General features: G+C 56.8%; 20 protein-coding genes. 18 read left to right on the top strand and 2 right to left on the bottom strand.

The genetic code is table 11. The annotated features are described in order from the left end of the window. Positions 1-15: 15 nt before the first annotated feature. The 10 genes from AB1555_13160 to AB1555_13115 all read left to right on the top strand — a co-directional run bounded on the left by AB1555_13160 (position 16) and on the right by AB1555_13115 (position 12654). Positions 16-1872, top strand: coding sequence for a cytochrome ubiquinol oxidase subunit I (locus AB1555_13160; GenBank protein ID MEW6247638.1), 1857 nt, complete (start codon positions 16-18; stop codon positions 1870-1872). Positions 1873-1885: 13 nt separating this feature from the next. Beyond that, positions 1886-2551: a DUF3047 domain-containing protein gene (locus tag AB1555_13155; protein ID MEW6247637.1), complete on the top strand. Its 666-nt coding sequence runs from the start codon at positions 1886-1888 to the stop codon at positions 2549-2551. A gap of 37 nt (positions 2552-2588) precedes the next feature. Further along, the gene (locus tag AB1555_13150; GenBank protein ID MEW6247636.1) at positions 2589-2969 is read left to right on the top strand and encodes a hypothetical protein; all 381 of its coding nucleotides are present in this window, start codon (positions 2589-2591) and stop codon (positions 2967-2969) included. A 78-nt stretch (positions 2970-3047) separates the two neighbouring features. Further along, the gene (locus AB1555_13145; protein ID MEW6247635.1) at positions 3048-3956 is read left to right on the top strand and encodes an SUMF1/EgtB/PvdO family nonheme iron enzyme; all 909 of its coding nucleotides are present in this window, start codon (positions 3048-3050) and stop codon (positions 3954-3956) included. Between the two features lie 56 nt (positions 3957-4012). Then, on the top strand, positions 4013-4888 hold the full coding sequence (locus AB1555_13140) for an SUMF1/EgtB/PvdO family nonheme iron enzyme (protein ID MEW6247634.1): 876 nt from the start codon (positions 4013-4015) through the stop codon (positions 4886-4888). Between the two features lie 758 nt (positions 4889-5646). After that, on the top strand, positions 5647-7587 hold the full coding sequence (locus tag AB1555_13135; protein ID MEW6247633.1) for a cytochrome ubiquinol oxidase subunit I: 1941 nt from the start codon (positions 5647-5649) through the stop codon (positions 7585-7587). 79 nt (positions 7588-7666) lie between these two features. Beyond that, on the top strand, positions 7667-8986 hold the full coding sequence (locus AB1555_13130) for a c-type cytochrome (GenBank protein ID MEW6247632.1): 1320 nt from the start codon (positions 7667-7669) through the stop codon (positions 8984-8986). Positions 8987-9035: 49 nt separating this feature from the next. Beyond that, a complete protein-coding gene (locus AB1555_13125) occupies positions 9036-10073 on the top strand; it encodes a cytochrome c (protein ID MEW6247631.1) in 1038 nt (345 codons plus the stop codon). Positions 10074-10133: 60 nt separating this feature from the next. Next, positions 10134-11912 carry a c-type cytochrome gene (locus AB1555_13120; protein ID MEW6247630.1) on the top strand — a complete coding sequence of 593 codons (1779 nt, stop codon included), beginning with the start codon at positions 10134-10136 and terminating at the stop codon, positions 11910-11912. Between the two features lie 70 nt (positions 11913-11982). Then, a complete protein-coding gene (locus tag AB1555_13115; protein ID MEW6247629.1) occupies positions 11983-12654 on the top strand; it encodes a molybdenum cofactor guanylyltransferase in 672 nt (223 codons plus the stop codon). Here AB1555_13115 and AB1555_13110 read toward each other — a convergent pair. Continuing rightward, on the bottom strand, positions 12632-13210 hold the full coding sequence (locus tag AB1555_13110; GenBank protein ID MEW6247628.1) for a hypothetical protein: 579 nt from the start codon (positions 13208-13210) through the stop codon (positions 12632-12634). The two genes, AB1555_13115 and AB1555_13110, sit on opposite strands and share 23 nt — an antisense overlap. Between AB1555_13110 and AB1555_13105 the strand changes: the two genes are divergently transcribed. The 8 genes from AB1555_13105 to AB1555_13070 all read left to right on the top strand — a co-directional run bounded on the left by AB1555_13105 (position 13139) and on the right by AB1555_13070 (position 24395). Then, on the top strand, positions 13139-13714 hold the full coding sequence (locus AB1555_13105; protein MEW6247627.1) for a glycosyltransferase family 9 protein: 576 nt from the start codon (positions 13139-13141) through the stop codon (positions 13712-13714). The genes AB1555_13110 and AB1555_13105 overlap by 72 nt on opposite strands. Positions 13715-13790: 76 nt before the next feature. Beyond that, a complete protein-coding gene (gene argS, locus AB1555_13100) occupies positions 13791-15530 on the top strand; it encodes an arginine--tRNA ligase (GenBank protein ID MEW6247626.1) in 1740 nt (579 codons plus the stop codon). Positions 15531-15557: 27 nt separating this feature from the next. Then, a complete protein-coding gene (gene tgt, locus AB1555_13095; protein MEW6247625.1) occupies positions 15558-16730 on the top strand; it encodes a tRNA guanosine(34) transglycosylase Tgt in 1173 nt (390 codons plus the stop codon). 13 nt (positions 16731-16743) lie between these two features. Beyond that, positions 16744-17064, top strand: a complete 321-nt coding sequence (yajC, locus tag AB1555_13090) for a preprotein translocase subunit YajC (GenBank protein ID MEW6247624.1) — start codon at positions 16744-16746, stop codon at positions 17062-17064. 36 nt (positions 17065-17100) lie between these two features. Beyond that, positions 17101-18744, top strand: coding sequence for a protein translocase subunit SecD (gene secD / locus AB1555_13085; protein MEW6247623.1), 1644 nt, complete (start codon positions 17101-17103; stop codon positions 18742-18744). Positions 18745-18761: 17 nt separating this feature from the next. Continuing rightward, positions 18762-19679 carry a protein translocase subunit SecF gene (secF, locus tag AB1555_13080; GenBank protein MEW6247622.1) on the top strand — a complete coding sequence of 306 codons (918 nt, stop codon included), beginning with the start codon at positions 18762-18764 and terminating at the stop codon, positions 19677-19679. A gap of 88 nt (positions 19680-19767) precedes the next feature. Next, positions 19768-22947, top strand: coding sequence for a PAS domain S-box protein (locus tag AB1555_13075; GenBank protein MEW6247621.1), 3180 nt, complete (start codon positions 19768-19770; stop codon positions 22945-22947). Beyond that, the gene (locus tag AB1555_13070) at positions 22944-24395 is read left to right on the top strand and encodes a sigma-54 dependent transcriptional regulator (GenBank protein MEW6247620.1); all 1452 of its coding nucleotides are present in this window, start codon (positions 22944-22946) and stop codon (positions 24393-24395) included. The genes AB1555_13075 and AB1555_13070 overlap by 4 nt, the downstream gene beginning before the upstream one ends. A gap of 2 nt (positions 24396-24397) precedes the next feature. Here AB1555_13070 and AB1555_13065 read toward each other — a convergent pair whose 3' ends face one another. Next, complete coding sequence (locus AB1555_13065) at positions 24398-25504, bottom strand: WD40 repeat domain-containing protein (protein MEW6247619.1); 1107 nt, start codon at positions 25502-25504, stop codon at positions 24398-24400. Positions 25505-25576 lie beyond the last annotated feature (72 nt).

Here is a 25576-nt window from a genome sequence, read left to right as displayed (position 1 = left end):
CACAGGGGTCATCGAATGCGAGCGGTGGTGGTCGTGATCGGCTGTGTCCTACTGTTCGGGCCGGCCTGGGGTTCCGGTTTCGAGCCGGAGCGGGAACCAACCGCTCTTCGCATATCCCAGGATATTTACTATAAGATCGAGGGAACGCCGGTGGGACCCCCCGCTCCCTCTCCGAATGAGACGGTCTATCCCCGATACGGGTCGCTGGACAACAGGATCCTGATTTGGTTTGTCACGCAGCAGCACACCTATTTCGGCGGCTTCGTACTGGCCCTCCCGATCTTTTGCGTTCTCTTGGAGTTCCTGGGTCTGGCGTCACGCAATCGGGTGTATGCGGCTCGGTATGACGGACTCGCGCGGGATTTGCTGAAAGTCGCTCTGCTCGCCCTCTCGATGACCGCCGTCGTCGGCAGCGCGATGCTATGGCTGTTCATTGCGCTCTATCCGAGCTTCATGCAGTACATGGGCGGGACATTCAAGACCATGATGCCGGTGTACGCCCTCGTATTTGTTGGCGAGTCGTTGTTGTTGATCCTCTATTACTACAGTTGGGATCGTTTGGCCTCTCCTGCCGCAAAATGGGGCCATGCCGCGATCGGCGTAGTGGCCAACGCCTTCGGCACCGCATTGTTGTTGCTGGCCAATGCCTGGGCGGCTTTTATGATGGCACCGGCCGGTGTGGATGCTTACGGACGGTATCTTGGGAACGTCTGGCATCTGCTTCACTCGGCGCTCTGGAATCCACTGAATGTGCACCGGTTTCTAGCGGATATCATGTCCGGTGGGGCGGTTGTGCTGGCCTATGCCTGTTTCCGATTTTTCACCAGCAAGAACGATGAAGAACGCGCGTACTACGATTGGGTGGGATACGTCTTCCTATTCGTGACGGTCTGCGCGCTCTTGCCGATGCCGTTCGCCGGATACTGGCTCATGCGCTCGGTCTACGCGTTCCGACAAAGCATGGGCATGACAATGATGGGCGGGTTGCTGACGTGGCTGTTTGTCGTGCAGGCACTGCTGATCGGCGCGTTGTTTCTCGGGATCAATTACTATCTCTGGCAGAGCATGGGAAGGATTCGCGGCGGGACGCGGTATCAGCCGTATTTCCAATTCCTGGTCTGGGGTCTCATGGGCTGCCTCTTCGTGTGGTTGACCCCGCATACCGTGATGATGACAGGCAGCGAACTCAAGGCGATGGGCGGAGCGCAGCATCCGGTCATCGGGAATTACGGCGTCATGTCGGCAAAAAACGGCGCCGTCAACGTCATGATCTGTCTTACCACGCTCAGCTACATCTTCTATCGGCGGGCGAACCGGACGATGACGATTTCGTGGGTCCGAACCGGCAATAGCGTGTTGGCGGTGCTGTTCACTGTCGGAATCCTCAATATTCTGTGGCTGTCCGTCTACGGGTTTTACCTGCCGGCGAGCATTCGAGTAGGGTTGTCGTGGCCCCAGGCGTTCACGACGTTGACCGTGCTTGTCGGCGGTGTGGCCATCAACCAGGCCATGCTGCGTGGCGCCAAGGTCCATGGTCCGATCGAGTGGGGCAAGATATCCGTGCGGGGGATGGTCGGACTGTTCGGCCTTGCAGCGGCGTTTTCCTGGGTGATGGGGCTGATGGGATACATTCGATCCTCGGGGCGTCTGGCGTGGCATGTGAATGAACTGATGGCGGATCTGTCGCCCTGGGCCTTCACGCCCCCGTTGAGTTTTGCGGCGAAGATGGTCACGCTCAATATGGTGGTATTCTGGATGGCGGTGCTGGGCCTTTTCTGGGTGTGTCAACGGGGGCAGCAGGCGGTAATGAGCGTGGAATTGGGTGCTGAGAAAGGGGCCGGACTTATACCGTCTCCTTCCCGTGAAGCTTGAGTTGAGAGAAGGAATGGCGTTCGGCATGCGGACTGCGAGGAGCATCGGGTTGCTTGTGTTGGGGTTGATAGGAGTCTGGAGCGCGGCATGGTGGTCGTCGTCGGCCCAGGCCTCATCGCAGATTGTATTGGAGGATTTTCAGGCAAAAGAAGCTGACGGATTTCCGGCTCATTGGGAGCATGAAAGTCAGCGCAGTCAGGCCAAAGGGCGAGAGGCGTACAAGGTTCAGTCTGAAGCCGACTTCAATTATCTGGCGGTGAGCGACGCCGGCCAACGCATTAAAAAGAAGCAAATAGATTGGGATCCTAAAGCCTATCCGATCCTGGTCTGGAAGTGGCGTTTGCATAAAGCTCCCAATGGGGCCGACCCGATCGTAGCCGTTTATGCCTCGTTGGATACCGATCTGCTCTTCATCCCGGTCTTTACGAAATATGTTTGGAGCGCCAGCAAGGCGGAGGGGACGTTGACCGAGGGCGGCATGTTCAGCGGGTCGGAGATCGTCGTGCAAAGCGGGACGACCGCCAGCGGTCAGTGGGTGGAGGAGCGGGTGAATGTATACGAGGACTTCAAGCGTATTCATCATCATGAGCCGGCCGAAAAGGCCTGGGGTATTTCAATTTTTGCCGGGCCCGGTGTGGAAGTGGATATTGGTCCGATAGCCGCAATGACGGCCCATTAAGGGAAAAGAAGGGAACGGCGCAGCCTGGTCGATTCTGATGAGTGACACCTCAGAAGCGAGTCAGTTCTCAGCCAAGAAGATCTTCGACATGGTGTTCGGCGCCCTCGTCATGGGGACGGTGGGGATCATGATCGGGATGATTATGGGAGGCTCCTCAGCGCCGGTGGCTGCCGGAGTCGGTTTGCTCCTGGGCACCGTAGTGGGGTTCCTTGGAGGCCGGCGGTTCCTGGTCAGTATTCTGATTGGGACAGTGTTTGGCGGTGGGCTTGCTTGGATTCTGGCTGGCGCGGAAAAGATCTCCGTCGGAGCGGGTGCAGGGGCTGCGATGGGAGGCTTTCTGGGAGTTCAGGCGTCGATGTTGCTCGATATGCGTGCGGCGCGCAAGCAGGCATCGAAGCCGGTTGATCCACCGGTATGAAAATCTGGAATCGCTTAAGAACGTCGATCCAGTCGCTCTTCCGGTTCCTTTCGCTCGAAGAGTTGAATCTGGAGGGCCATGGAAAATAGGGCTGTCCTCATTGGTTCCATTGTGTTTGTGTTCGCCTCGTTCATCCTGATGATCGCCGGGTTGGTGTACGAGTCGTACAAGTCCAAGCGAATGAGGGAACTGGCGGCCACGATCAAGACCGAGAGTCGCCCGGTCACGACTGTAGCGAAGCAAGATTATTCCATGTACAAGACCCTTGTGGGCGACGATGGCCGCGAAATGGTTCAAGTGCCCGAAGGACCGTTCAGAATGGGAAGCGCCGAAGGTGACCCCGACGAAGCGCCTGAGCATCAGGTCTACCTGGGAACGTATTATATCGATTTGAAAGAAGTGACGCAGGCTGAGTACGAGCGATTTGTGAAGATGACCAAACGTGGTAAACCGTTCGTCCCGGTGTTCGAGGATGATATCTCTAAGATTAAGAAGCCAGAATTGCCGGCCATAGGGATGTCGTGGAGCGATGCGGTGGCCTATTGCAAATGGGCCGGCAAGCGGCTCCCGACCGAAGCCGAATGGGAGAAAGCTGCGCGTGGCGAGGGACGTCGTCGGTATCCCTGGGGCGACGACTTCGGTGTCGGTCACGCCAATGTCGATGGCGAAGAGGACGGATTTAAGTATCTCGCTCCTCCCGGTTCGTTCGAGAGCGGACGAAGTCCCTACGGAGTGTATGACATGGCGGGTAATGTCGCCGAATGGGTAGCCGATAACTACGACGAGCACTACTACCAAAAAACACCCTATCGAGATCCGAAGGGATCTGAAGAAGGAGAGCATAAGGTGATCCGCGGAGGGTCCTGGCGCGAGACGCCGCACGGAGCCAGAGTCTCTAAACGGTTCCAGGCAAGAATGTGGCGAACGGACAGCACTATTGGGTTTCGCTGCGCGAAAGACGGGAGCGAATCTGTCGGCGCGTCATAGCAGATTGTGACCTCCCCTTTGGAGCTTAGCGTCCTCGTGCACCGCTTGTATCGCTCATGTTGGAAACAAAATTCAAAGTGGCGCTTCTTCTGGCCGTGCTTGCCGCGGCAAGCCTTCCGATCCTGGGCATTCTTCGCGGAACCACGCCGACACCTGTCGAAGACCCCGATCGGGTGCCCGTTGCTGTTCCTGAAACGGCGGCGAGCAGCGAGGAAAGAAACGAAGAGCCGATCAAGGAAGAGATGGTGCTGATTCCCGAGGGGCCGTTTATCCGAGGGAGCGAAGTCGGCGGTTTTGATGAACGGCCTGAACGCGTCATCTATTTGGATGCGTTCTTGATCGATCGCTTTGAAGTGACCAATCATCAATATGCAGAGTTCGTCGCCGCGACCGGCCATCGAAAGGCAGGCCCCCCTTCTCGCTATGCCAAAAATATGGAGCGCATGCGCGGTCCCAACCAGCCGGTTGTCTATGTATCGTGGGATGACGCTGATGCGTATTGCCGCTGGAAAGGAAAGCGTCTGCCGACGGAGGCTGAGTGGGAAAAAGCGATGCGCGGCACCGACGGTCGCATCTGGCCTTGGGGGAATGTGACGGATCTTGGCGCAGCGAATTGGGCGCGTGTCAACGATGGATACGAGGTCACCGCTCCTGTAGGAACATTTCAGGGGGATCGCAGCCCGTACGGTGTCATGGATGGGGCTGGAAACGTGATGGAGTGGGTAGCTGAATGGTATCAGGAAAACGCCTACAAAGAATCAAACGACAAGAACCCGAGGGGCCCGGAATTCGGTGTGTTTAAGGTCTTGAGAGGAGGGGGGTACACAAGCACCGGCTCGGATCTCCGCGTCACGAGCCGGAGCAAGATGGTCCCAGATTTTCGGGACGAAACAATCGGATTTCGGTGTGCGGCTTCAGTGGGGAAAAACTAGACAGAAGAGCTGACAACGAAGAGGTAAAACTTACAGAAAATCAAAATAATAGAGAATAAGAAATACGGCCAAAATTATATTGACAACCATACCAGCCAAAACTATAATATCGAACAATTTTGAATTTTTTGTCATAATCTCTTGCTCCGGGAAGTTAAAAGTGAGGGAATTTCATTAACATAGACGGTTCTGTGTGTCAAGAAACTGAGTGGATTTTCAGTGAGCAAATTTGTCCCCTCATCGAAGATCATCAGAGGAGAAGAGCATGGCTGAAGCGGCGCGACAGGATTCAGAAACTAAGATCAAAGTCGGCAAGATGATTTTTTATATCACGTGTGCAGTTAGCCTGTGGTTCTTCTACTGGTTTGCCGGAATACAGTGCCCGTGCTGAAAGCACGGGCTTTTTTGTTTTAACGACCCATGGGACAGACTGCTTGCGGATTTAACTTGCAGCAATTGACGAGGGAGAGGGGCTAGAAAATGGGACAGACGATTTTTTATATCCTCATTTCAACGGTGATTTGCTTAATCTATTTCACTGCCGTGGATCACTTTCTCATGGATATGCAGGGGTTGGATTACTGGTACTTGTTCAGGAAGTAAGGATAATCCTAAGCGCATTTCGATACATTCAACTATCGTGTTGAACTGGTTGGGTTAGCGCGGTGAGCTTCTGGCAGGTAGGATTGGTGATAAATTCGTGACGCGGTTCTCAAGAAGTTATGACTCATAAGCGCGATGGATTAAGGAGGTAAGCCATGGGTAGCGTGACCCGGAAAAAGATTATGTCAATCATGGCGCTCGGCGCAATGATTGGCCTCCTCCTTCTGCCTATTCTTGTCTCAGCTCCTGTATTGGCTGGCGGTGGAGAGGCGCCAACAGGCGCACCACCACCGGATGCGGCCCAGGCGGGAGGTGGCGAAGCTGAGAAGAAAGTCGAGAAGGGGCGGGACGTTTACTACAAGACCGAGGGGATCGTTGTGGGTGCCCCGGCTCCTAAAACAACCGACAGTCCGAAGGACTATCCTCGGTACAACTTTGAAAGCCGGGTGCTCCTCTGGTTTGCCAACCAGCAGCATCTGTACTATGGAAGTTTCGTGTTGGCGGTTCCGATTTTTTGCATGATTATTGAGTTCATGGGGGTTGTGTCGAAAGACAGGGCCATGGGCAAGAAATATGATCAGTTGGCCTATGACTTTATCAAGATCAGCTTGACCGCCTATTCTTTGACCGCAATTCTGGGCGGTATCCTGATCTTTACGTTTTTGACGCTCTATCCCGCGTTCTTTGGCTATCTCTCGAGCATCTTCCGTCCGGTGATGCACATCTATGCGCTGATGTTCGTTGCTGAGAGCGGAACCCTCTACATCTATTACTATGGCTGGGACAAGATGAAGGAGGGATTCCTAAAGTGGATTCACCTGAGCATGTCGGTCATTCTGAACGTTATTGGTACGGTGTTGATGTTCCTTGCTAACTCCTGGATCGGGTTCATGATGTCGCCGGCTGGAGTTGATGAGCAAGGACGTTACCTGGGCAACATTTGGCACGTCATCCACACAGCTCTATGGAATCCGCTGAACGTTCATCGTATTCTCGGAAACATGGCGTTCGGCGGAGGCGTGGTGGCGGCCTATGCGGCGTACCGGTTCTTGTCCGCCAAAACTGATGAGGAGCGTGCTCATTACGACTGGATGGGCTACATCGCGATGGCGATCGGCGTGGCGTTCCTGATCCCATTGCCGTTCGCAGGGTATTGGTTGATGAGGGAGGTGTACGCCTATCGTCAGCAAATGGGGATTACTCTTATGGGAGGATTGTTGGCCTGGCTCTTCATCATCCAGGCGACCATGATCGGGATCCTCTTCCTGAGCAGCAACTATTATCTCTGGCAAGCATTGGGCCGGATGCGTGGTGCCGAAAAATACCAGAAGTACATTAAGTACCTGGTGTTCATCCTGGTATGCGGGTTCCTTATCTTCATTACGCCGCACACGATGGTCATGACACCAGCCGAGCTCAAAGCCATGGGCGGGCAACAGCATCCAGTGTTGGGGAATTACGGCGTGATGTCCGCCAAGAACGGTGGAATCAACGTGATCATTACCACCACCGTGTTGAGCTTTATCTGGTACATGCGTGGAAACAAGGTGTCCACCGTCTCCTGGGCGAAGTTCGGAAACATCTTCATGGGAACGTTCTTCTTCTGGGCGTACGTGAACATCATTTGGCTCGCCATCTACGGCTACTACATTCCCGCCAATGTGCGTATAGGGCTTTCTGTGCCGCAAGTGGCGACCACATTGTCGTGCCTCTTCTTCATGACAGCCTTGAATGCAGTCATGATGAAGGGGGCCAAGCAGACAGGTCCGATTGAATGGGGCAAGATTTCTGCCCGTTCTCAGTATGCCCTCATTATGCTGGCGACAGCCTTTACATGGATGATGGGCTTAATGGGCTATATCCGCTCGTCAGTGCGTTTGTTCTGGCATGTCAATGAGATCATGCGCGATAACTCGCCCTGGGCCTATACCCATACGATTGGGTTCGCAGCCAATATGATCTCGTTCAACGTGCTGTTCTTCTGGATCAGCATCCTGTTCGTCTTCTGGCTCGGGACGCTTGGCGTTAAGAAGGCTCCTGTTGAGGCCAAGGCTCCCGTGCCGGGTCGAGCGCCGGAGCCGGCTATCGGGCACTGAGTCTCGGCTGCTCTTACGACACTATTGGGGAGAGACGTCGATTACCGGCGTCTCTCCCCTCTCTTAGGAGGTTTGAACCGTGGTTGAGCTGCTTACGGAAGCGTTCTCGATAGGTTGGCCGGCCTTTGCGTTGTTGGTCGGCTTAATGATCTATTTCAAGGTTGCGATCAAGGATCCCGAGGCTAACCGGCGAGCGGTCTTTAAGACGTTTATCGGCATTCTCGCAGCCATCATGCTTTTCATTGCAATCGCTAACTACAAAATGAACTTCTTCGGCGAGTCGCGGCTGTTACCCGTTTCTCTCGCGATGATCACCGCTCTCAGCTTCATGATGGGGCTGTATTTTGCCAACATCAGTGCCCTTCTGAAAATCGGAGGGTTCATGTTTTTGGTGGCGGCCGCTCTTTCCGGGTATGGCAATTGGTTGCCCCAAGTGGAAGGCGGATTTCCTCCGAAGGAAGAGAAGCTTGATTTCAGCGCCATGACTCCTCAGCAACTAGCTGATGAAGGCGAGAAGATCATCTTTGGGGGGATTGGACAAAATAAGGTGCAAGGAGCAATAGGTAAAGGTCAGTGTCCCCTGTGTCATGCATTTCACGCAGGCATGTTGGGAGAGCGCGCGCCGAATTTGCTGGGGATACCTGATCGAGCTGGGAAGGAGCGGCTGGAGGATCCGCGGTATCACAAGGGCAAGCCGCAAGAGCGGGATACCGTTGAAAAGGAATCGTTTCCCGGGGCCGGTACGGCGGAAAATGCCATTGAGTATATCGCGGAATCCCATTCGTGCCCGAGCTGTTACGTGGTCGCCGGTTATGGAGTAAAAGGCTCAAACGATAAAGAAAGCCCGATGCCAAAAATTCACAAGCCACCGATCTCTCTGAGCCTCCCTGAGCTGGCGGCTGTTGACACCTGGTTGTTCGTTCGAGAGGGCAAAGAGCCTCCAACCTACGAGGAAATCATCAAGGCGTATGAAAAGTTCATTCCTGAGGCTGACCGTCCCAAGCAGCAAACAGAGGACGAGAAAGCCAAAGGCGGTGGCGGAGCTTTGTTGGCCGACGGCTCCGAGCCTGTGGACCAGATTTTTGCCAAGGCGCAGTGCGTGGCCTGCCACACAATTCCTGGTATTCCAGGGGCAGTTGGGACCATAGGCCCAAAGTTGGTTGAGGGGACGAACGCTCCGCAACGCATTAAGGATCCTGCCTACAAAGGCACAGCCAAGACGACCCCGGAATACATCATGGAATCGGTGATTTCGCCGAGCGCCTACGTGGTCAAAGGATTCCCCGACAACACGATGCCGAAGGTGTTCGGACAAAGGTTGAGTGCAGGGGCTCTGAAGAAAATCGTGGATTACCTCTCGCAACTTCAAGAGGGGAAGGAGCCTCCCAAAATTTCATAACATGTGTCCGGTGATTTACTAAGCTGCGCATCGCATAGGGAGTGAACCGATGAAAGCATTAATGTCAGTCGGCGCATTGGTGGGAGTGATTGGATTGCTCCTTTTGATCGGCATGGTTATGGGAGTTATTCCTTCAAACACCGTGCGTTTGGTCGAAGGCTATATGCCCATGCAAATGCTCTTCGAACTTGCCCTGTTTGTGGCCGGGTTCGCGGGGCTTAGTTATCTGCTTGGCTCCATGGGAATGGGTATTCCAAGATTCTGGCAGGGAATTCTCTTCTGGGCGTTTATCTTGCTCTACCTGAAATACAGGGTCTATCCACCCATTCCCTTCAGCGTCCGTGCCATGTACGGCACCGTTTCGCTGATCGCCGTATTCATGTGGATGTCGAGCAACGAAGAGGATTGGAAAAAATTCAAGCAGCCTATCCTGAATGTGCTCGATGCCCAGAGTGGGTTCAACAAAGTTCTCCGGTACGTGTATTTGGTTCTGCTGCCCATCATCATCGGCGGGTTTTCGTATATGTCGATGAAGCCGACGTCGGAAGAGCCGATCGAGCTGCGAACCGTGCATCCAGCCCCACCGGCCAGTACCAAGGTTCACGGAAAGAGCTACGTGCTGCAGACCGCGCAGAATCCTTATCGCGTGAACACTGAGGGCAAATACGACCAGGAATACACCAACAGCCTGATCGTCGAGCAGTCCATGGGGCGCTTGATGAAGCCCAATGCCAATCCTTGGGATCCCAAGGCGGAGGGCTATCTCAAGTATGTACGGGAAGGCGGAGAGATTTTCTTCCAGAATTGCCACTTCTGTCACGGCGACAATTTGAACGGTCGCGGCCTCCACGCATTTGCCTTCAATCCCATTCCGGCTAACTTCACGGATCCGGGAACGATCGCCCAGCTTCAAGAGACCTTCATTTTCTGGAGAGTCGCGAAGGGTGGGATCGGGTTACCCAATGAGGGTTTCCCGTGGGCATCCGTGATGCCGCCGTGGGAGCAACACTTAACCACGGACGAGATTTGGAAGGTCATTCTCTTTGAGTACTGGCATACAGGCTATTATCCTCGGACGTGGGATTAGCCCCAGTCCGAAGGCGCGATCTGACTTCCGAATTTACGAATGAATGATGAGAGGTCACCAATGAGGAAGCTGGGGTTGAAAGGTAAGCCAGCTCTGGTTCTGCTCGCTGCCGTAGGGATCGTGATGGTCTCAGGAAGCGCCGGAGTTTGGACTTTTGCGCAGGAAGGCGGCGGGTTGCCGGAGGGTTTCGTGAAGGGCGAACTTGCACCGGAGCCCCCTGCGGAAATGATCGAGGCGGGCAAACGAGTGTATTTCACCAAGTGCGTGTGGTGTCACGGTGTGGATGGGGCGGGAGACGGTCCAGCCGCGGACCGACTCTGGCCCAGGCCGAGAAACTTCAATCAAGGCACTTTTAAGATTCGTCACACGGCGAGCGGTGAACTCCCGCTTTTCGATTACCGGAAGCCGATCAAGGGGCAGAATGACCTGTTCGAAACCGTCACGCACGGCTTGACCGGCTCCGCAATGCCACCTTGGGAAGGTATTTTGACCGAAGAGCAGCGCTTACAGGTTCTCTCGTTTGTAACGACGCAATTGGTCAAAGATCGAAAGTTCACAGATAAGGAAACCGAGACAGTGACAGTGCTTCAGTTGGACAGCCTCAAACCGGTTCCTCCCAGCAAAGAGAGTATCGAGAAAGGGGCCCAGTTGGTCGTTGACAAGAAGTGCATTGAATGCCACGGGGTCGAAGGACGGGGAGACGGCAATGCTTTCAATTTGAAGGATGACTGGGGATTCCCGATTCAGCCGGCGGATTGGCATAAATGCTGGAACTTCAGGGGGAGCCGTCAAGATCCTTACAACGTCAAGAATATTTTCCGTACATTCTCGACCGGGGTCAGCGGCACGCCGATGCCGTCCTTTGCCGATAACACGACGATCGAGGAGCGCTGGCACATTGCTAATTTTGTGAACTCACTCTGTGAGCGCGATCAGGATGGCAGTCCGCTTCCCATCGATCCGCTGACCGATAAGCCGAAGATCAACTTTGTCATTCCTTCGGGCCCTGTTGAGGGAGAGATCTCGGATGATCCCGAGAGTGAAATGTGGAAGAAGCAGGTTAGGCGCTACGTCGCGCTGGGTGGGCAGATCACCCACAAGCCCAGGAATTTTGTGACTCGAATCGACGATGTTTGGGTGAAGTCTCTGTACAACGATAAAGAGATCGTGTTCTTATTCCAATGGGATGATCGCTCGAAGAGCGTAGCGACGGAACCTCCGCCTTGGCAACCAACGGAAGTGAATGTGGAGCAATATGGCGTGATGGAACAACCTCCCAAGACAGGTGAAGCCGGTTCCATCGCAGCGAATCAAAACAAGTACACGGTCTACAACGACGCGCTTGCATTCCAGTTTCCGATTAAGTGGCAGGAGATCCCGCCCCCGTTTAAACCCCGATACCTATGGGGTGATCAGAAGTTTGCTGTTGACATCATCAAGTGGGAAGCGGACGGATCGCTTCGCGCTTTCAAAGGAACCGGGTGGGATCAGGACTTCGAGGAGCGGGACGACTTTCAGGAAAAGATCAAGGTGTTGAAAGCTGAGTGGAAAAACGGACAATGGACGCTGATGGTGTCACGCCCACTCAAGGCGGATTATGATGAGGACACCCAGTTTGACGTAGGCAAGTATATCCCCACCGTCTTCTTTGTCTGGGACGGCCATAACGGCGATGCCGGCAGAAAGATGTCCGTGTCCGCTTTCTACTACACCTTCCTGGAGCCTCCCATTCCGAAGGAGGTATACATCTATCCGACTCTGATCGCGGTGGGTATCGTGATTTTAGAGGGCTGGGTCCTAGCCCGTCGGGCAAACAAGAGGAAGGGCAAGACGTTCTAAGGTCTTCAGTCTGTAGGAAACCTGGATTGACAAAGAGGGGGTGGGGCGGAGCCCCACCCCCTCTTTGTTTATGCAGCGGAATTGGGCTATGTCGTCTGGTTCATCTTGCTTAAGGGTGCATGGCACATCCGGCATTGTCATAGCCGGAGGGAAAAGTCGACGCATGGGGCGCGACAAGCGATTCCTCGAAATCGGCGGGAAAGCCCTGCTTGACCGTGTCCTGGAGATCATGGAGGCGCTCTTTGCCGAAATTATCGTCGTACTTTCGGAGGAGACGCCAGTTCTGAGACAGTCTCGCTGGCGCATAGTGACCGACTTGATTCCTCAGTGCGGGAGCCTGGGCGGGCTTTACACGGGGTTGTACTATGCGACACATCCTCGCGTGTTCGCCGTCGCTTGCGATATGCCCTTTCTTAACGGCGAGCTTGTTCGTTATATGGCGGCGTTGAATGAGGGAGCGGATGTGGTTATGGCCAGCCTGGCGACGGGACTTCAGCCCATGCACGCGCTGTACTCGAAACGCTGTTTAGGCCCACTTGAAGCTATGGCCCGTTCAGGCAATTTGAAGGTACAAAGCCTGGTCTCCGTAACGGACCTGAACGTGCGGCTGGTTTCCGAAGCCGATCTTATGCGCTTTGATCCGCAATTACTGTCGTTTCAGAACATCAATACACCGGCCGACCTGGAATTCGCGAGGACGATTGTGGCGGAACAACAGATCAAGCGATCGCATCAAGGATAGAAGGGGTACTTCTCCGGTGGTTCGGACTCTTCTCCTGATTCACCCCGGTGGGCTGGGAGATGCGATTCTGGCCTTGCCCGCCATCCGTGCACTGAAGAAGGCTTATCCGGGGCATGCGTGCGGAATTCTGGCCCGTCGGGAGGTGGGAAATCTGTTCAGTCGCACCGGAGAGATCGACCGGAATTTCCCTCTTGAATCGAGCTTTTTGGGACAACTGTTCACCGGGCCAGAATCCGTCACTCCGGATTTTCGAGACTGGTTGGTCCGATGTGACGTGGCGGTGTGTTGGATGAGCGATAGTGCCGGCTGTGTGAGATCCACGCTCCAGGCTCTCGGCGTTCGCCATGTGATCGTTCAATCTGCTCGAGTATCCGATCATCTGCCGATACACCAGAGCGATCGACTGCTCGGCAGCCTTCGGCAGGGTCTTGTGAAAGGTGTCACAGAGGAGAGCTATGACGGAAAATTGAACCTCCCCGGCGATGTGATCGACGAGGCCCGCGAACTGCTCAGGAGCACGGGCGTTCGTGACAGTCATCCGATCGCCGTAGTTCATCCTGGGAGCGGCAGCCGACACAAGTGCTGCCGGCCAGCTGTTCTTGCAAAGACCGTCGATTTCTTACAAGCGTGCGTGAATGTTCCGATTTTGATCGGGGGACCGGCTGATGAGGACATGGTCAGACTGGTTTGCAATCAGGTCGAGAAACTGCCGGCGGTTCTCCGGCACCTCGATCTGCTCACAGTTGCCGGCGTTCTTGCGCAGGCCGGTCTTTATGTCGGCCATGATTCCGGCATAACCCATTTGGCCGCCGTTCTTGGCGTTCCGACCGTCGCGCTGTTCGGTCCGACCGACGTGCGGCGGTGGGCTCCTCGTGGGCCGAACGTAAGAATCCTTACCGGCGAAGTCTGTCGATGTCGGACATGGGAAACCGTTCAACAGTGCATTCGTAAACCCTGTCTTGAGATTTCTGCGGAGCAGGTTGGCGAGACGTGCAGGGACCTCTTGCGCGTTCCTTCCTTGAAGACGAGGTCTTCGACGCTGCCTTGTCACGCCTCATAAGGTATGCTAGATTGCCAATTCTGTTTTTTCCTTGCTTCACGCTGAGTTAGGTGATTCCAACGTGCCTCTGGATATTGTGAGACGAAAGGTGCAGGGGGCGCTGGGCGGCGCGCTTCATGAGGCGAAACGCAAAGGACTGCTCAGGGGAGACACTTTTCCGGCCATCACACTCGAGGCACCGAAACGTCCGGAGTGGGGAGATCTAGCTTCCACCGTTGCCATGACGCTCGCGGCATCCGAGCAACGCGCGCCCCAGGATATCGCTCAGATCATTGTCGACAATATCGCGCAACGCGAGGCCCTCTTTGAACGGGTTGACATTGTCCGTCCGGGGTTTCTCAATCTCACCGTCAAACGGGAGCTGTGGCTGCAGGTTCTGACCGAGATTGAGGAACAGGGGCGGGCGTACGGGTGCACCGATCTCGGTCAGGGGCGCCGCGTGCTCGTCGAGTATGTCAGCGCCAATCCGACAGGGCCGCTGCATGTTGGCCACGGGCGAGGAGCAGCGGTCGGACAGGCGATTGTGAATCTTTTGCGGGCAACGGGCCATCACGTCGTGAGTGAATACTACATTAACGATGCCGGGCGTCAGATGAAACTGCTGGGGGCCTCGGTCTATGCCCGCTATGGAGAACTGTGCGGCAGAGCCATGACGTTCCCAGGAGACGGGTATCAAGGGGACTATATCCGGGCGGTGGCGGACCGTGTAAAGGATCGAGTCGGGACGGCTTTGCTCGAACTGCCGGCCGACCAGGCGGAACAACAGATCAAAGATCTGGCCTATCAGGAACTCTTGGGCTGGATACGGCAAGATCTGCAGGCGTTCGGGATCACCTTCGAGTCCTGGTACAGCGAAACCTTATTGCTATCGGCAGGCACGGTGGAAAAAGTTCTGAATGAACTGCGAGTGCGTGATCTGCTTTACGAGGAGAGCGGGGCTTGGTGGTTCCGTTCATCCAAATTCGGCGATGAAAAGGACCGGGTGGTCAGAAAACAGGACGGAGAATACACGTACCTGGCTTCGGACATGGCGTATCATCGGGACAAGCTCGTGCGGGGGTACGACCTGCTGATCGACGTGTGGGGCGCCGATCATCATGGCTATGTTCCGCGTATGCAGGCTGTCCTCGAGGCTTTCGGCTATCCGCGGGATCGCCTCCAGGTCGTCTTGGTCCAGATGGTGAACCTGTTGAGAGGTGGGCGGAAAGTGGAAATGTCTAAACGCGCTGGCCAGTTCGTTACCCTACGCGAGGTGATCGATGAGGTCGGGGCGGACGCCGCGAAATTTTATTTTCTGATGCGACGGTCCGATACGCATCTGGATTTCGATCTGGAGCTTGCGAAACGGCGATCTGCGGACAACCCTGTGTACTATGTGCAATACGCCCACGCCAGGATTGCGAGTCTGTTTCGGGTGGCCGCTTCACGGGGCATTCCGGCACCTAACCCGAGCAAGACGGACCTGGGCCTGTTACACGACCCGGATGAATTGGGATTGATCCGGAAGTTGTCGGCCTATCCGTCCATCGTCCAGGGCAGCGCGTTGGCCTTGGAGCCTCATCGCATCACGTTCTACCTGCAGGAACTGGCCGGTCTGTTGCACAATTTTTACTACAAGCACCGTATCCTCCCTCCAGTGGGCGAGAGCGAGACGCTGGACGACGGAACAAAATGTGACGACGCCTCGGCGTCGAGACAGCGCGAACGGGTAACGCCGGAATTGACCGCTGCCCGGTTAGCGCTTATGCGAGCCGTCCAACAAGTCCTGGGCAACGGCTTGCAGCTCTTGGGGATACCGGCGCCGGACCAGATGTGATCTCATTCCGTGCAGGCGTCTGATGGTATGATCGACTTTGCAGTGATTCGCACAGACATGGGCGGCAGGGCTCGACTTGGCAGGCTGACGACGGGCCGAGGGGCCGTCGCGACGCCCGCCTTTATGCCGGTGGGGTCACTGGGGACCGTCAAGGGGGTGGACCCGGATGACCTGCGCAGTCTGGGTTTCGGGCTCATCCTGAACAACGCGTATCATCTCTATCTCCGACCCGGCCATCAGGTCATCGCGGACATGGGTGGACTCCATGCATTCACCGGATGGTCCGGCGCCATTCTGACGGACAGCGGCGGGTTCCAGATTTTCAGTCTGGCGAAACTTCGCAAGGTGACCGATGACGGCGTCATGTTTCAATCCCACATCGACGGCTCGCTGCACCATATCACGCCGGAAACGGCGGTCCAGATCCAGGAGGCTCTGGGAGCTGACATCATCATGGCGCTCGACGAATGCGTCGCACTGCCGTCAAGCATTGAGCTGGTACAAGAGGCCGTCCGCCGCACCAGCCTCTGGGCCCGTCGCTGCCAAGCGGCCCGCCGACGTATTGATCAGGCGCTTTTCGGGATTGTCCAGGGAGGGCTGGACCCTGCTCTGCGGGTTCAATCCGCGCGAGACCTTGTGGCCTTGGGGTTCGACGGGTATGCGGTGGGAGGGTTGTCGGTCGGCGAAGAAAAAGCCGCCATGTATCACATGCTCGACGTGACGACGCCCGAATTACCGGCCGCCAAGCCTCGGTACTTGATGGGGGTCGGCATGCCGGAAGATTTGGTCGAGGGCGTCGCGCGCGGCATCGATCTGTTCGACTGCGTGGTGCCGTCTAGACATGGACGGACCGGCTGGCTGTTCACATCCTTCGGACGGATCGTGATCAAACAGGCGCGCTATGCGCGCGATGAACGAGCAATCGATCCAGCCTGCCGGTGCCCGGTCTGCGCCAAGTACTCGCGGGCCTACCTGCATCATCTCTTCAATGTCAAGGAAATGTTGGGGGCTCGCCTCAACACCGTCCACAATTTGTTCTATTTCGCCGAACTCATGCGCCGGATCCGTCTCGCCATCGAGCAGGGCCGCTTCGCGACGTTTCGAGAGGAGTTTTGTGCCCGCCGCGGGCAGCAGTCCGGCGAAGGGCCGGACGGCGCGATGGTCGAGGCCGACGGCGCCAAGGCGGCGCATTCGGTCTAAAGGAGAGCCGCAAATGATGGCATCGATGGCCTGGGCGCAGGGGGCTTCCGCAGGCAATTCTGCCACGAGCGGGCTCTTGTCGCTCGTCCCTTTCGTGCTGATCTTCGTGATCTTCTATTTTTTGCTCATTCTTCCGCAGCAGCGGAAGCAGAAAAAGCTGAAAGAGATGTTGGAGTCCCTCAAGAAAGGCGACAAAGTCGTCACGGCGTCGGGCATCTGGGGAACGGTGACAAACTTGGGAAAAGACACCGTGACGCTTCAGATTTCCGACAGCACCAAGATCAAGATTCAGAAAGAATTCATTGCCAGGTTGCGAACCGAAGACGAAGACTGAGGAGCGGCCGATGACACGTGCGAGGTCGGAACGAGGATGAAAAGAGTCGGCGGGCGGTTGGCGTTGTTGGCGTTCGTGGTGGTGATTTCGTTCATTTTTTTTCTCCCTTCCTATCAACCCTTGTATCGACAACTGCCGGATTGGCTGAAACCCGTGCTGCCCAACAAGGGGATCACGCTCGGGCTCGATTTGCAGGGCGGCATTCATCTGGTCCTCGAGGTCGAGGAAGACCGGGCGGTGGAGATCGCCGTCGATCGATCGGTCGTGGCCATCCAGGATCTGCTGGTCGAAAAGAAGATTCCGGTGGAGTCGGTCAAACGAACCGGTTTCGCTCGCATCACGCTCTCGTTCCAGAACGCGGATTTAAAGGACCAAATTCAGAAGCTGCTCGACGACTTTCCCTCATTTTATGAAGTGGAAAGCGCGGGCGACGCCAATACGTTGGTCTGGGAACTGCGCGAGGGAGAGATCAAGCGCATCAAGGATTCCGCCATCAACCAGGCCTTGGAGACGATCCGCAATCGGATCGATCAGTTCGGCGTGGCGGAGCCGCTGATTCAGCGACAGGGCTTGAAACAGATCGTCGTGCAGTTGCCGGGAATCAAGGAACCGAAACGGGCGAAAGACCTGATCAAGGAGACGGCGCTCCTGGAATTCAAGATGCTGGATGAGGACAGCAAGCTGGCTTTCGATCTACCCCAGCGCATTCCCAAGGGCAAGGAAGAGGAAGTCCTGAAACAATTCGAAGGCAAGATCCCGGAAGGCGATGAGATTCTATTCGAGCGCGTGGTGGATAAGGACAGCGGTCGGGAATTCCGTATTCCGTACCTGGTCAAGAAAAGGGTGATGCTCGCCGGCGATGTGCTGAGCGACGCGCGGGTCTCAATCGGTCAATTCAACGATCCCTATGTCTCCGTGACCTTCGACGCCAAGGGCGCCCGGGAATTCGAGCGGATCACGGCGGAGAACGTCAAGAAACGCATGGCGATCGTGCTGGACAACACCGTCTATTCCGCGCCCGTCATCCAGGAGCGGATCAGCGGCGGGCGCGCCCAGATCACGGGGGCGTTCACCATGCAGGAAGCGAACGATCTCGCGATCGTGCTCAGAGCCGGGGCCTTGCCCGCGCCGCTGAAGATCATTCAGGACCTGACGGTGGGCCCCTCGTTGGGACAGGATTCCATCGACAAAGGCATCAAGTCCACGCTGTTCGCCGGCGCGATGGTGGTGCTCTTCATGGCGGTGTACTATCGGCTCTCGGGGGTCATCGCCGACTTCGCTCTGACGCTCAACCTCATTTGCTTGATCGGGGCCCTAGCGGCGCTCAATGCGACCCTGACTTTGCCAGGGATCGCCGGGATCATCCTGACGATCGGCATGGGTGTCGATTCCAACGTGCTCATCTTCGAGCGTATCCGCGAGGAACTGCGCCAGGGCAAACCGGTGCGGCTGGCCGTAGACGGCGGATACGACAAGGCGCTGCTGACGATTATCGACTCGCACGTGACGACCTTGATTACCGGGTTTGCGCTCTTTCTGTTCGGCACCGGGCCGATCAAAGGCTTTGCCGTTACGCTGTGCTTGGGCATCGCGATCAATCTGTTCACTGCGCTGGTAGGAACCAAAGTGATCTTCGATTTCATCAATCAACGCCGGAAGGTCGAACAACTCAGTATTTAGTTCGATAAGGAGACGGTATGTTCGAAATTCTGGGCAAGACGAATATCGACTTCATGGGCAAACGACGGCTCGCCTTCGTGTTTTCGGGCATCATGGTGCTCCTGGGTCTGGTGGCGGTCGTCCAGATCAGCCGGGGAACGGCGAATCTGGGGATCGATTTTGCCGGCGGCACGGCTGTGCAATTGAAATTCGACCAGTCGATCCGAATCGACCAAGCGAGGAAAGCGTTGGATGCCCATGGGTTAGGCGACGCCGAATTACAGGAGTTCGTCCAGGAAAACAAGCTGTTGATCCGGGTAAAGACCTCCACGACCATCGAGGAGAAAGTCGCCGAACGGGTCGTGGCGGTGTTCAGCCAGGAGTTTCCGTCTAACCGCTTTGTCGTAGACTCCAGCACGGAGATCGGACCGACGATCGGAAAGAAACTGCAGCAGGACGCTTTGATCGCCATCCTGATTTCGTTCGCCGGAATCGTCGTCTATATTGCGGCGCGGTTCGAGTTACGGTTCGGCATCGCCGCAGCCCTCGCGACTTTCCACGATGTGCTGGCGGTGCTTGGGGCATTTTACGTGCTAGACAAGGAGATCACGCTGCTCGTCGTGACGGCCTTGCTCACGCTGGCCGGCTACTCGCTCACCGACACCGTCGTCGTGTTCGACCGTATCAGGGAAAACCTCCGGCTTCGCCGGCGCGACGACATCGCAACGGTCATCAACAACGGGATCAATCAGGTTCTGAGCCGGACCATCGTGACCAGCCTGACGGTGGTGTTGGTATTGATACCTCTGACCCTGGCCGGAGGCGAGGTGCTCCATGACTTCTCGCTCGCATTATTATGGGGCGTGATCTTCGGGACCTACTCGTCGGTTTTCGTGGCCAGCCCGCTGCTCTTGATTTGGCCCGGGGGCCCTGGTCGGCTGCTGAAGCGGGCTTGAGCCATCGCCTGTCAGGGGGACTCGTTTTGCGTCTTCCTGGGATGGTAGATTGACATGCCACTGCCGCCTGATTAGCCCCTAGGTTCACATGGCGTTCTGGGGTCGGTCACGGAGTCTCCAGCGGAAGATCATCGCGGCCATCGTGATGGTCGGCCTCCTCCCCCTTTCCCTGTCCCTTGCCCTGACGTACGTTGAGGAGCGGCGCGCGCTCCGCGAGACGATCGGCGCGAATTTCAAAGAACTGGCCGTGGAGGCGGCTCGTCGGATCGAGCTGCAGGTCACCCGGGGAATCAACGAGGCCCAACAGTTGGCCACCACGCCGTTTCTGCGGACGGCGGTGACGGAATCCAACCGAACCTATGCGGGCAAGGACGAGCGCACCATCCAGTCGATGATCCGCGACTGGCAGCAACGATGGCGCGCACGCGACCGGCGCAGCGAGTTTCCGATCTTCATCAACCGCATCGTGACCAATTACCTGATCCGCTGGCACGACATCCGAAAAGCGGACTACGTCGGCATTTTCGTCACGGACAACCGGGGCGCACTGGTGATCAGCTCCATTCCGCAGGTGGAGTATTACTACGGGAAAAGCTCGTGGTGGCAGGCTGTCGTCAAAAATGGACAAGGGCGGGTCTATGTCAGCGACATTTATTTCGACCCCTCCTTCGGGACCCACGTGCTCAACGTGTCGGCGCCGATTCTGGATGATGAGCAGCGTGAAGCCATCGGAGCCGTGACAGTCCTGTTGCGACGGGACACGTTGTTCCATGCCATCTCCGAGGTGACCGTCGGATCGACGGGCCACGCGATGTTGATGAGCTCCGAAGGGACTCCGTTGATCTGCCCGATCCTGGCTCCGGAAGAACATACGGTGACACCTGAGCTGGTCTCCGCGATCGGGCGTGGAAAAGCCGGATGGGTCATTGCGCTCGACGATTCGCACGGCGGCCGCAATTCGCTGGTCGGCTTCGCGCCGATTCGATTGGGCGAGAGCCTCGCGCCGGACAGCCTGGGCGGTAAACGGTGGGTCACGTTCGTACGGCAAGATCCCGAGGAGACGTATGCTCCGCTTGATGAGCTCTTGATGAAGGTCACGCTCTATGGATTCTTCGTGCTGGCTGTCCTGTTGATAACCGGCGTCGCGGTCGCGCGGCGGATCTCGAAACCCATCCGAACCCTGCACGAAGGCGTGCAGGAGATCGGAAGCGGCCGGCTTGATCAGCGACTGAATCTCAGGACGGGGGACGAAATTCAGGACTTGGCGGAAGCCTTCAACGCGATGGCCGCCAATCTGCAATATTCCTTCAACCAGATTGAGCAGCGCATGGCGGAGGTCAGACGGCTCGAAGAGAAATATCGAGACCTGATCGAGAACTCGCCGGAAATGATCTGTCAATTGAACAAGGTCGGCCAGTTCGTGCATGTGAACAAGACCGGCCTCGAAAAGTTGGGATATACCCTGGACGAGATGTTGGCCATGCGGCTGTGGGACTTGGTGCCCAAGGGGCTGGAATCCGAAATTCTCGGGTATCTCGAGCGCCTGATGGCTCAGGGCCGTGGCTCGATCGAGACCGTATTCCTGGCGCGGGACGGGCGGCCCATCGATGTGGAGATCCATGCGACGGCCTTGTTTGACACGGGGGGCGGCGGGCTCGTCCATTCGCGGGCCTTCGTCCGCGACGTCACCGAACGCCGTCAGTTGGAGCAGCAGGTGCAGCGATACACGACGCAATTGGAACAGGAAGTCGCGGAACGCACCCGGCAACTTTCGGCGTCCCAGGCTCGCTATAAGGCGCTGTTCGATCTGGTGGCGGATTCGGTGTTCATGGTCGATCCTATAGGGTGCATCGTCGCCGTGAACAAACGGGAGGAGCAGGCGCTGGGATATGCGGAGGAAGCGGTCGTCGGCCGGAACATTTTGGAGATCGTGCTCCCGGGTCATCACGAGGAGATGCGGAAATTGATCGACAAAATCGTGGCGGGCCAGCGGCGCGTACCGACGCAGGAGATTGTCGTCCTCGACCATTCTCGTCGGGCGACACCGGTCGAGATGGACTTGATTCGGGTGGAAGGCGACGCGAGGCCGCTGGTCATGGTTCAGCTCCGAGACATCACCGATCGAAAGCGGCTCGAACGACAGTTGGAGGACTATCGGGAGGAGCTTGAACTCAAAGTACGAGAGCGGACGCGCGAGATCGAGGAAACCAAACAGTATTTGGAAAACCTCCTCGAGAACGCGAACGATGTCATCTACACCCTGGATTCGGAGCAGCGGTTCACCTACGTCAACAGCAAGGTCGAGGCCTGGGGGTACCGGAAAGAGGACCTCATCGGTCGTCCGTACCTGTCTCTGTTGTCCAAGCGGCACCGGGGACGCCGGCTTAAGAGCACGCTGGATATCGGCACCAAGCAGGTTTACGAAGTCGAAGTGCTCACCAGGGCGGGAGACACTCGGACGGTGATGGTCAGCGTGTCGCCCCTCTACGATTCGGAAGGCGGCATTCTGGGCGTCTTGGGCATCGCCCGCGATATGACCGAGACGAAGAAGCTCGAGCGGCAAATCCTCAGCTCCGAAAAGCTGGCATCGGTGGGGAAACTGGCGGCCGGGGTTGCGCACGAGATCAACAACCCGCTGGGCGGTATCCTGAATTGTTTGTACAACCTGCGGAAAGGGAACCTGCCACCGGCCAGGCAGGAGGAATATCTAGCCTCGATGGAGGACGGGCTGCGCCGCGTGCAGAAGATCGTCAGGCAGTTGCTGGATTTCTCGCAACAGCACGAGCCCGAGCTCTCCTTGACCGACATCAACCAGGTCGTCGAGCGGGTGCTCGTTCTCACCAACCACACCTTCGTCGCGAATCGCATCGTGTTGGAAACGGACCTGGGCCGCAATCTGCCCGACCTCATGGTCGACCGCCACATGATCGAGCAAGTGCTGATGAACCTGATCCTCAACGCGGTGCAAGCCATGAAGGGGGGAGGCGTGCTCACGATCCGCACGCGCATCGACGAGGGCCTCTGCCTGATCGAGATCAAGGACACCGGGTGCGGCATTCCGGGGTCCGTGCTGCCGAAGATTTTCGACCCATTCTTCACCACGAAAGGGGAAGGAGAAGGGACCGGACTGGGGCTCTCCGTCAGTCTCGGCATCGTCGAGCGGCACGGAGGGAAGATTCTTGTTGAAAGCGAGGTCGGGAAAGGCACGACGTTTACGCTCTGCTTGCCTGTCGCAAGGGACCGGGTCGCGATCGGGAGACTGTCGTGAAGCCTCTCAGCCTACTCATTGTGGATGACGAGCCGCTGATGCGGCTCTCTATGAGCGACGCATTGAAGGCCGTCGGATACGACGTTCAGGCGGCGGCCAGTGGGACCGAGGGCGTCGAGGCCATCCAGAAACGTCAGTTCGACATCGTCATTACCGATCTGCGCTTGCCGGGCACGGATGGATTGACGCTTCTGCAGACATGCAAGCAAGTTTCGCCCCGAACGGAAGTCGTCGTGATCACTGCGCATAGCTCGGTCGAGACGGCAGTCGGCGCGATGAAACTGGGAGCGTATGACTACATCACCAAGCCCTTCCAGATGGACGAGTTGTTGCTCATCGTCGATCGACTGGCCAAAGTGCTCGCGCTCCGTCAGGAGAATTTGCAGTTAAAAGAGGAATTGGCCGGCAAGTTCAGTTTCCAGGGGATCCTGGGCAAGAACGAGCGAATGCGCGCGGTGCTGGAAAAGATCAAGCTGGTGGCCGGGACCGATTCAACCGTCCTCATCGTCGGGGAGAGCGGGACTGGCAAGGAATTGGTTGCGAATGCGATTCACCACATCAGCCCGCGAAAGGATCATGCGCTGATTAAAGTCAGTTGCGCGGCTCTGCCGGAGACCCTGCTGGAGGCGGAACTATTCGGCCATGAGAAGGGGGCCTTCACCGGGGCGTTGCGACAGCGACGTGGACGGTTCGAGCTGGCCAACAAAGGGACGCTGTTCCTGGACGAGATCGGCGAGATTTCTCCGGTGGTGCAGGTCAAATTACTGCGGGTCCTGCAGGAGCGGCAATTCGAGCGGGTCGGGGGAAACGAGACGATCGAAGTGGACGTACGTCTGGTGTGTGCGACACAGAAGGATCTGAAGAAGGAAGTCGCAGCCGGCCGCTTCCGCGAGGACTTGTTTTATCGGCTGAACGTCGTGCAGGTGGTTTTGCCTCCGTTGCGGGAGCGTCAGGAAGATATCCTGTTGATCGCCGAGTATGTGCTCCACACGAGGTCGGCCCACATGAACAAAGACCTCAAAGGATTTTCGCAGGCGGCTCGCGAACTGCTCTTGCGCTATTCGTACCCGGGCAACGTGCGAGAGCTGGAGAATATGGTTGAACGGGCCATTGCGTTAGGGCGTGCGCAGGAGGAGATTCAGCCATGGGATCTCTGTGGCTTCCAATCTTGTCCCTACCTGGGCGGGGCACCCCAAGAATCATGCGGCTTTTGCAGCGAAGGTCTGACGGGAACAGCGCGAAAAGAGGCACCGACGTGTTCTTTGTCAGCGGCAAGGGAACAGTTCGAACGGGAATACATCGTCTCCGTGCTTGAGCGAGTCGGTGGAAGCAGAACCGAAGCCTCCAAGATTTTAGGGCTTTCGCGGAAGGCGCTGTGGGAGAAATGCAAGCGCTACGGAATTCCGTCAGGGAGAAACGACGCAGAACCGGAGTCCGATGAAGATTAAGCTTATTCCGTCGGTTCCGGACCACCCTCCCAAAGCTTTACCGTCCGGTCCCAGGAAGCGCTGGCGAGGCGCAATCCATCGACGGAGAAGCACACAGACCGGACGTAGCTGGTGTGGCCCTTTAGCGTCCTGAAGTGCCGCCCTGAGGCGATATCCCACAGCTTGATGGTATGATCGTCGCTCGCGCTCACCAGCACCTTGCCGTCGGGTGAGACGGCCAGCGACCGAACCCAGCCGCCATGGCCTTTCAGCGTTCTCAGTTCGGTCACTTCCGGCATGGCGAAGAATTTGATGGTCGTATCCCGGCTGCCGGTGATGAGAATCTTTCCATCGGGCGTGAACGTCATGGCACCGATCCAGTAGTCCATCGGCTTTTGAAAGCCGCCGTCGTCCTCGAAAAAGTACCCGCGTGCTTCCGGAGTATCTTCTTCGTCTTTCCGCCAATGTCCGTTGTGGACGATCTTCTCCTCCCCGCTCGGCAATACCTCCCACACTTTGATCTTGCCGATGTCGCTGCCGCTGGCCAGATGAATACCGTCCGGCGAGAAGGCGACGCAGACCGACCAATGATGGTCATACGGGTCCTTACCTAGGAGGGTCATCAACTCGGTGCCGGTCGTGACTTCCCAGATCTTGATATCTTTGTTATGGCTCCCGCGAGCCAGCATCAGGCCATCGGGAGAGAGGGACAGGCTGCAGACGTTGTGGTCGTAGCGGGTGAACAGGAGCTTCAAAGGTTCGCCAGTCTTGGGGTTCCACAGGCGGATCGTTCGATCATCGCTGCCGGTGGCGAGGATTTGGCCGTCTGGCGTGAAGACCACCGCCCTGATGTCGTGAGTATGACCGCGCAACGACCGGAGCAGTCGTCCGGTTTCGATGTCCCAGATGCGCACCATACGATCGACTCCCCCTGAGGCCAGGATCTGGCCATCCGGTGAAAAGGCGACCGTCCAGACTCCGTGGGAATGCCCGCGAAAGGTTCGCACTTCGCGCGCCCCCGCTTTCCAATATTCAAGCAGGTCGACTTTCGGCTGCAGGCTTTCGGCTCGTTCGGTTGCGGGGCCTGTTTGCCACGTCTGAGGATGCGCGGAAGTCACTTGATCGCCCATGGGCTCGTTTTCACTCCTTGGCTGGACCGGTTGGCCGCCCTTCCGCGCAAATTGCAAAACGGTTTTCGGGGC

Source organism: Nitrospirota bacterium (genome assembly GCA_040755395.1).
Classification (GTDB): domain Bacteria; phylum Nitrospirota; class Nitrospiria; order Nitrospirales; family Nitrospiraceae; genus DATLZU01.
The sequence above is the reverse complement of the archived record's forward strand: the minus strand, read 5'-3'. Positions and strand labels throughout refer to the sequence as shown.

Excerpts from the sequence above, each read along its gene's own strand:
- AB1555_13140 (MEW6247634.1), top strand. The coding sequence starts at position 4,013 with ATGTTGGAAACAAAATTCAAAGTGGCGCTTCTTCTGGCCGTGCTTGCC.
- AB1555_13115 (MEW6247629.1), top strand. The coding sequence starts at position 11,983 with ATGCAGCGGAATTGGGCTATGTCGTCTGGTTCATCTTGCTTAAGGGTG.
- AB1555_13075 (MEW6247621.1), top strand. The coding sequence starts at position 19,768 with ATGGCGTTCTGGGGTCGGTCACGGAGTCTCCAGCGGAAGATCATCGCG.
- secD (MEW6247623.1), top strand. The coding sequence starts at position 17,101 with ATGAAAAGAGTCGGCGGGCGGTTGGCGTTGTTGGCGTTCGTGGTGGTG.
- AB1555_13065 (MEW6247619.1), bottom strand. The coding sequence starts at position 25,504 with ATGGGCGATCAAGTGACTTCCGCGCATCCTCAGACGTGGCAAACAGGC.
- AB1555_13160 (MEW6247638.1), top strand. The coding sequence starts at position 16 with ATGCGAGCGGTGGTGGTCGTGATCGGCTGTGTCCTACTGTTCGGGCCG.
- yajC (MEW6247624.1), top strand. The coding sequence starts at position 16,744 with ATGATGGCATCGATGGCCTGGGCGCAGGGGGCTTCCGCAGGCAATTCT.
- secF (MEW6247622.1), top strand. The coding sequence starts at position 18,762 with ATGTTCGAAATTCTGGGCAAGACGAATATCGACTTCATGGGCAAACGA.
- AB1555_13125 (MEW6247631.1), top strand. The coding sequence starts at position 9,036 with ATGAAAGCATTAATGTCAGTCGGCGCATTGGTGGGAGTGATTGGATTG.
- AB1555_13120 (MEW6247630.1), top strand. The coding sequence starts at position 10,134 with ATGAGGAAGCTGGGGTTGAAAGGTAAGCCAGCTCTGGTTCTGCTCGCT.
- AB1555_13155 (MEW6247637.1), top strand. The coding sequence starts at position 1,886 with ATGGCGTTCGGCATGCGGACTGCGAGGAGCATCGGGTTGCTTGTGTTG.
- AB1555_13135 (MEW6247633.1), top strand. The coding sequence starts at position 5,647 with ATGGGTAGCGTGACCCGGAAAAAGATTATGTCAATCATGGCGCTCGGC.
- AB1555_13145 (MEW6247635.1), top strand. The coding sequence starts at position 3,048 with ATGGAAAATAGGGCTGTCCTCATTGGTTCCATTGTGTTTGTGTTCGCC.
- AB1555_13150 (MEW6247636.1), top strand. The coding sequence starts at position 2,589 with ATGAGTGACACCTCAGAAGCGAGTCAGTTCTCAGCCAAGAAGATCTTC.
- AB1555_13110 (MEW6247628.1), bottom strand. The coding sequence starts at position 13,210 with ATGAACTACGGCGATCGGATGACTGTCACGAACGCCCGTGCTCCTGAG.
- tgt (MEW6247625.1), top strand. The coding sequence starts at position 15,558 with ATGATCGACTTTGCAGTGATTCGCACAGACATGGGCGGCAGGGCTCGA.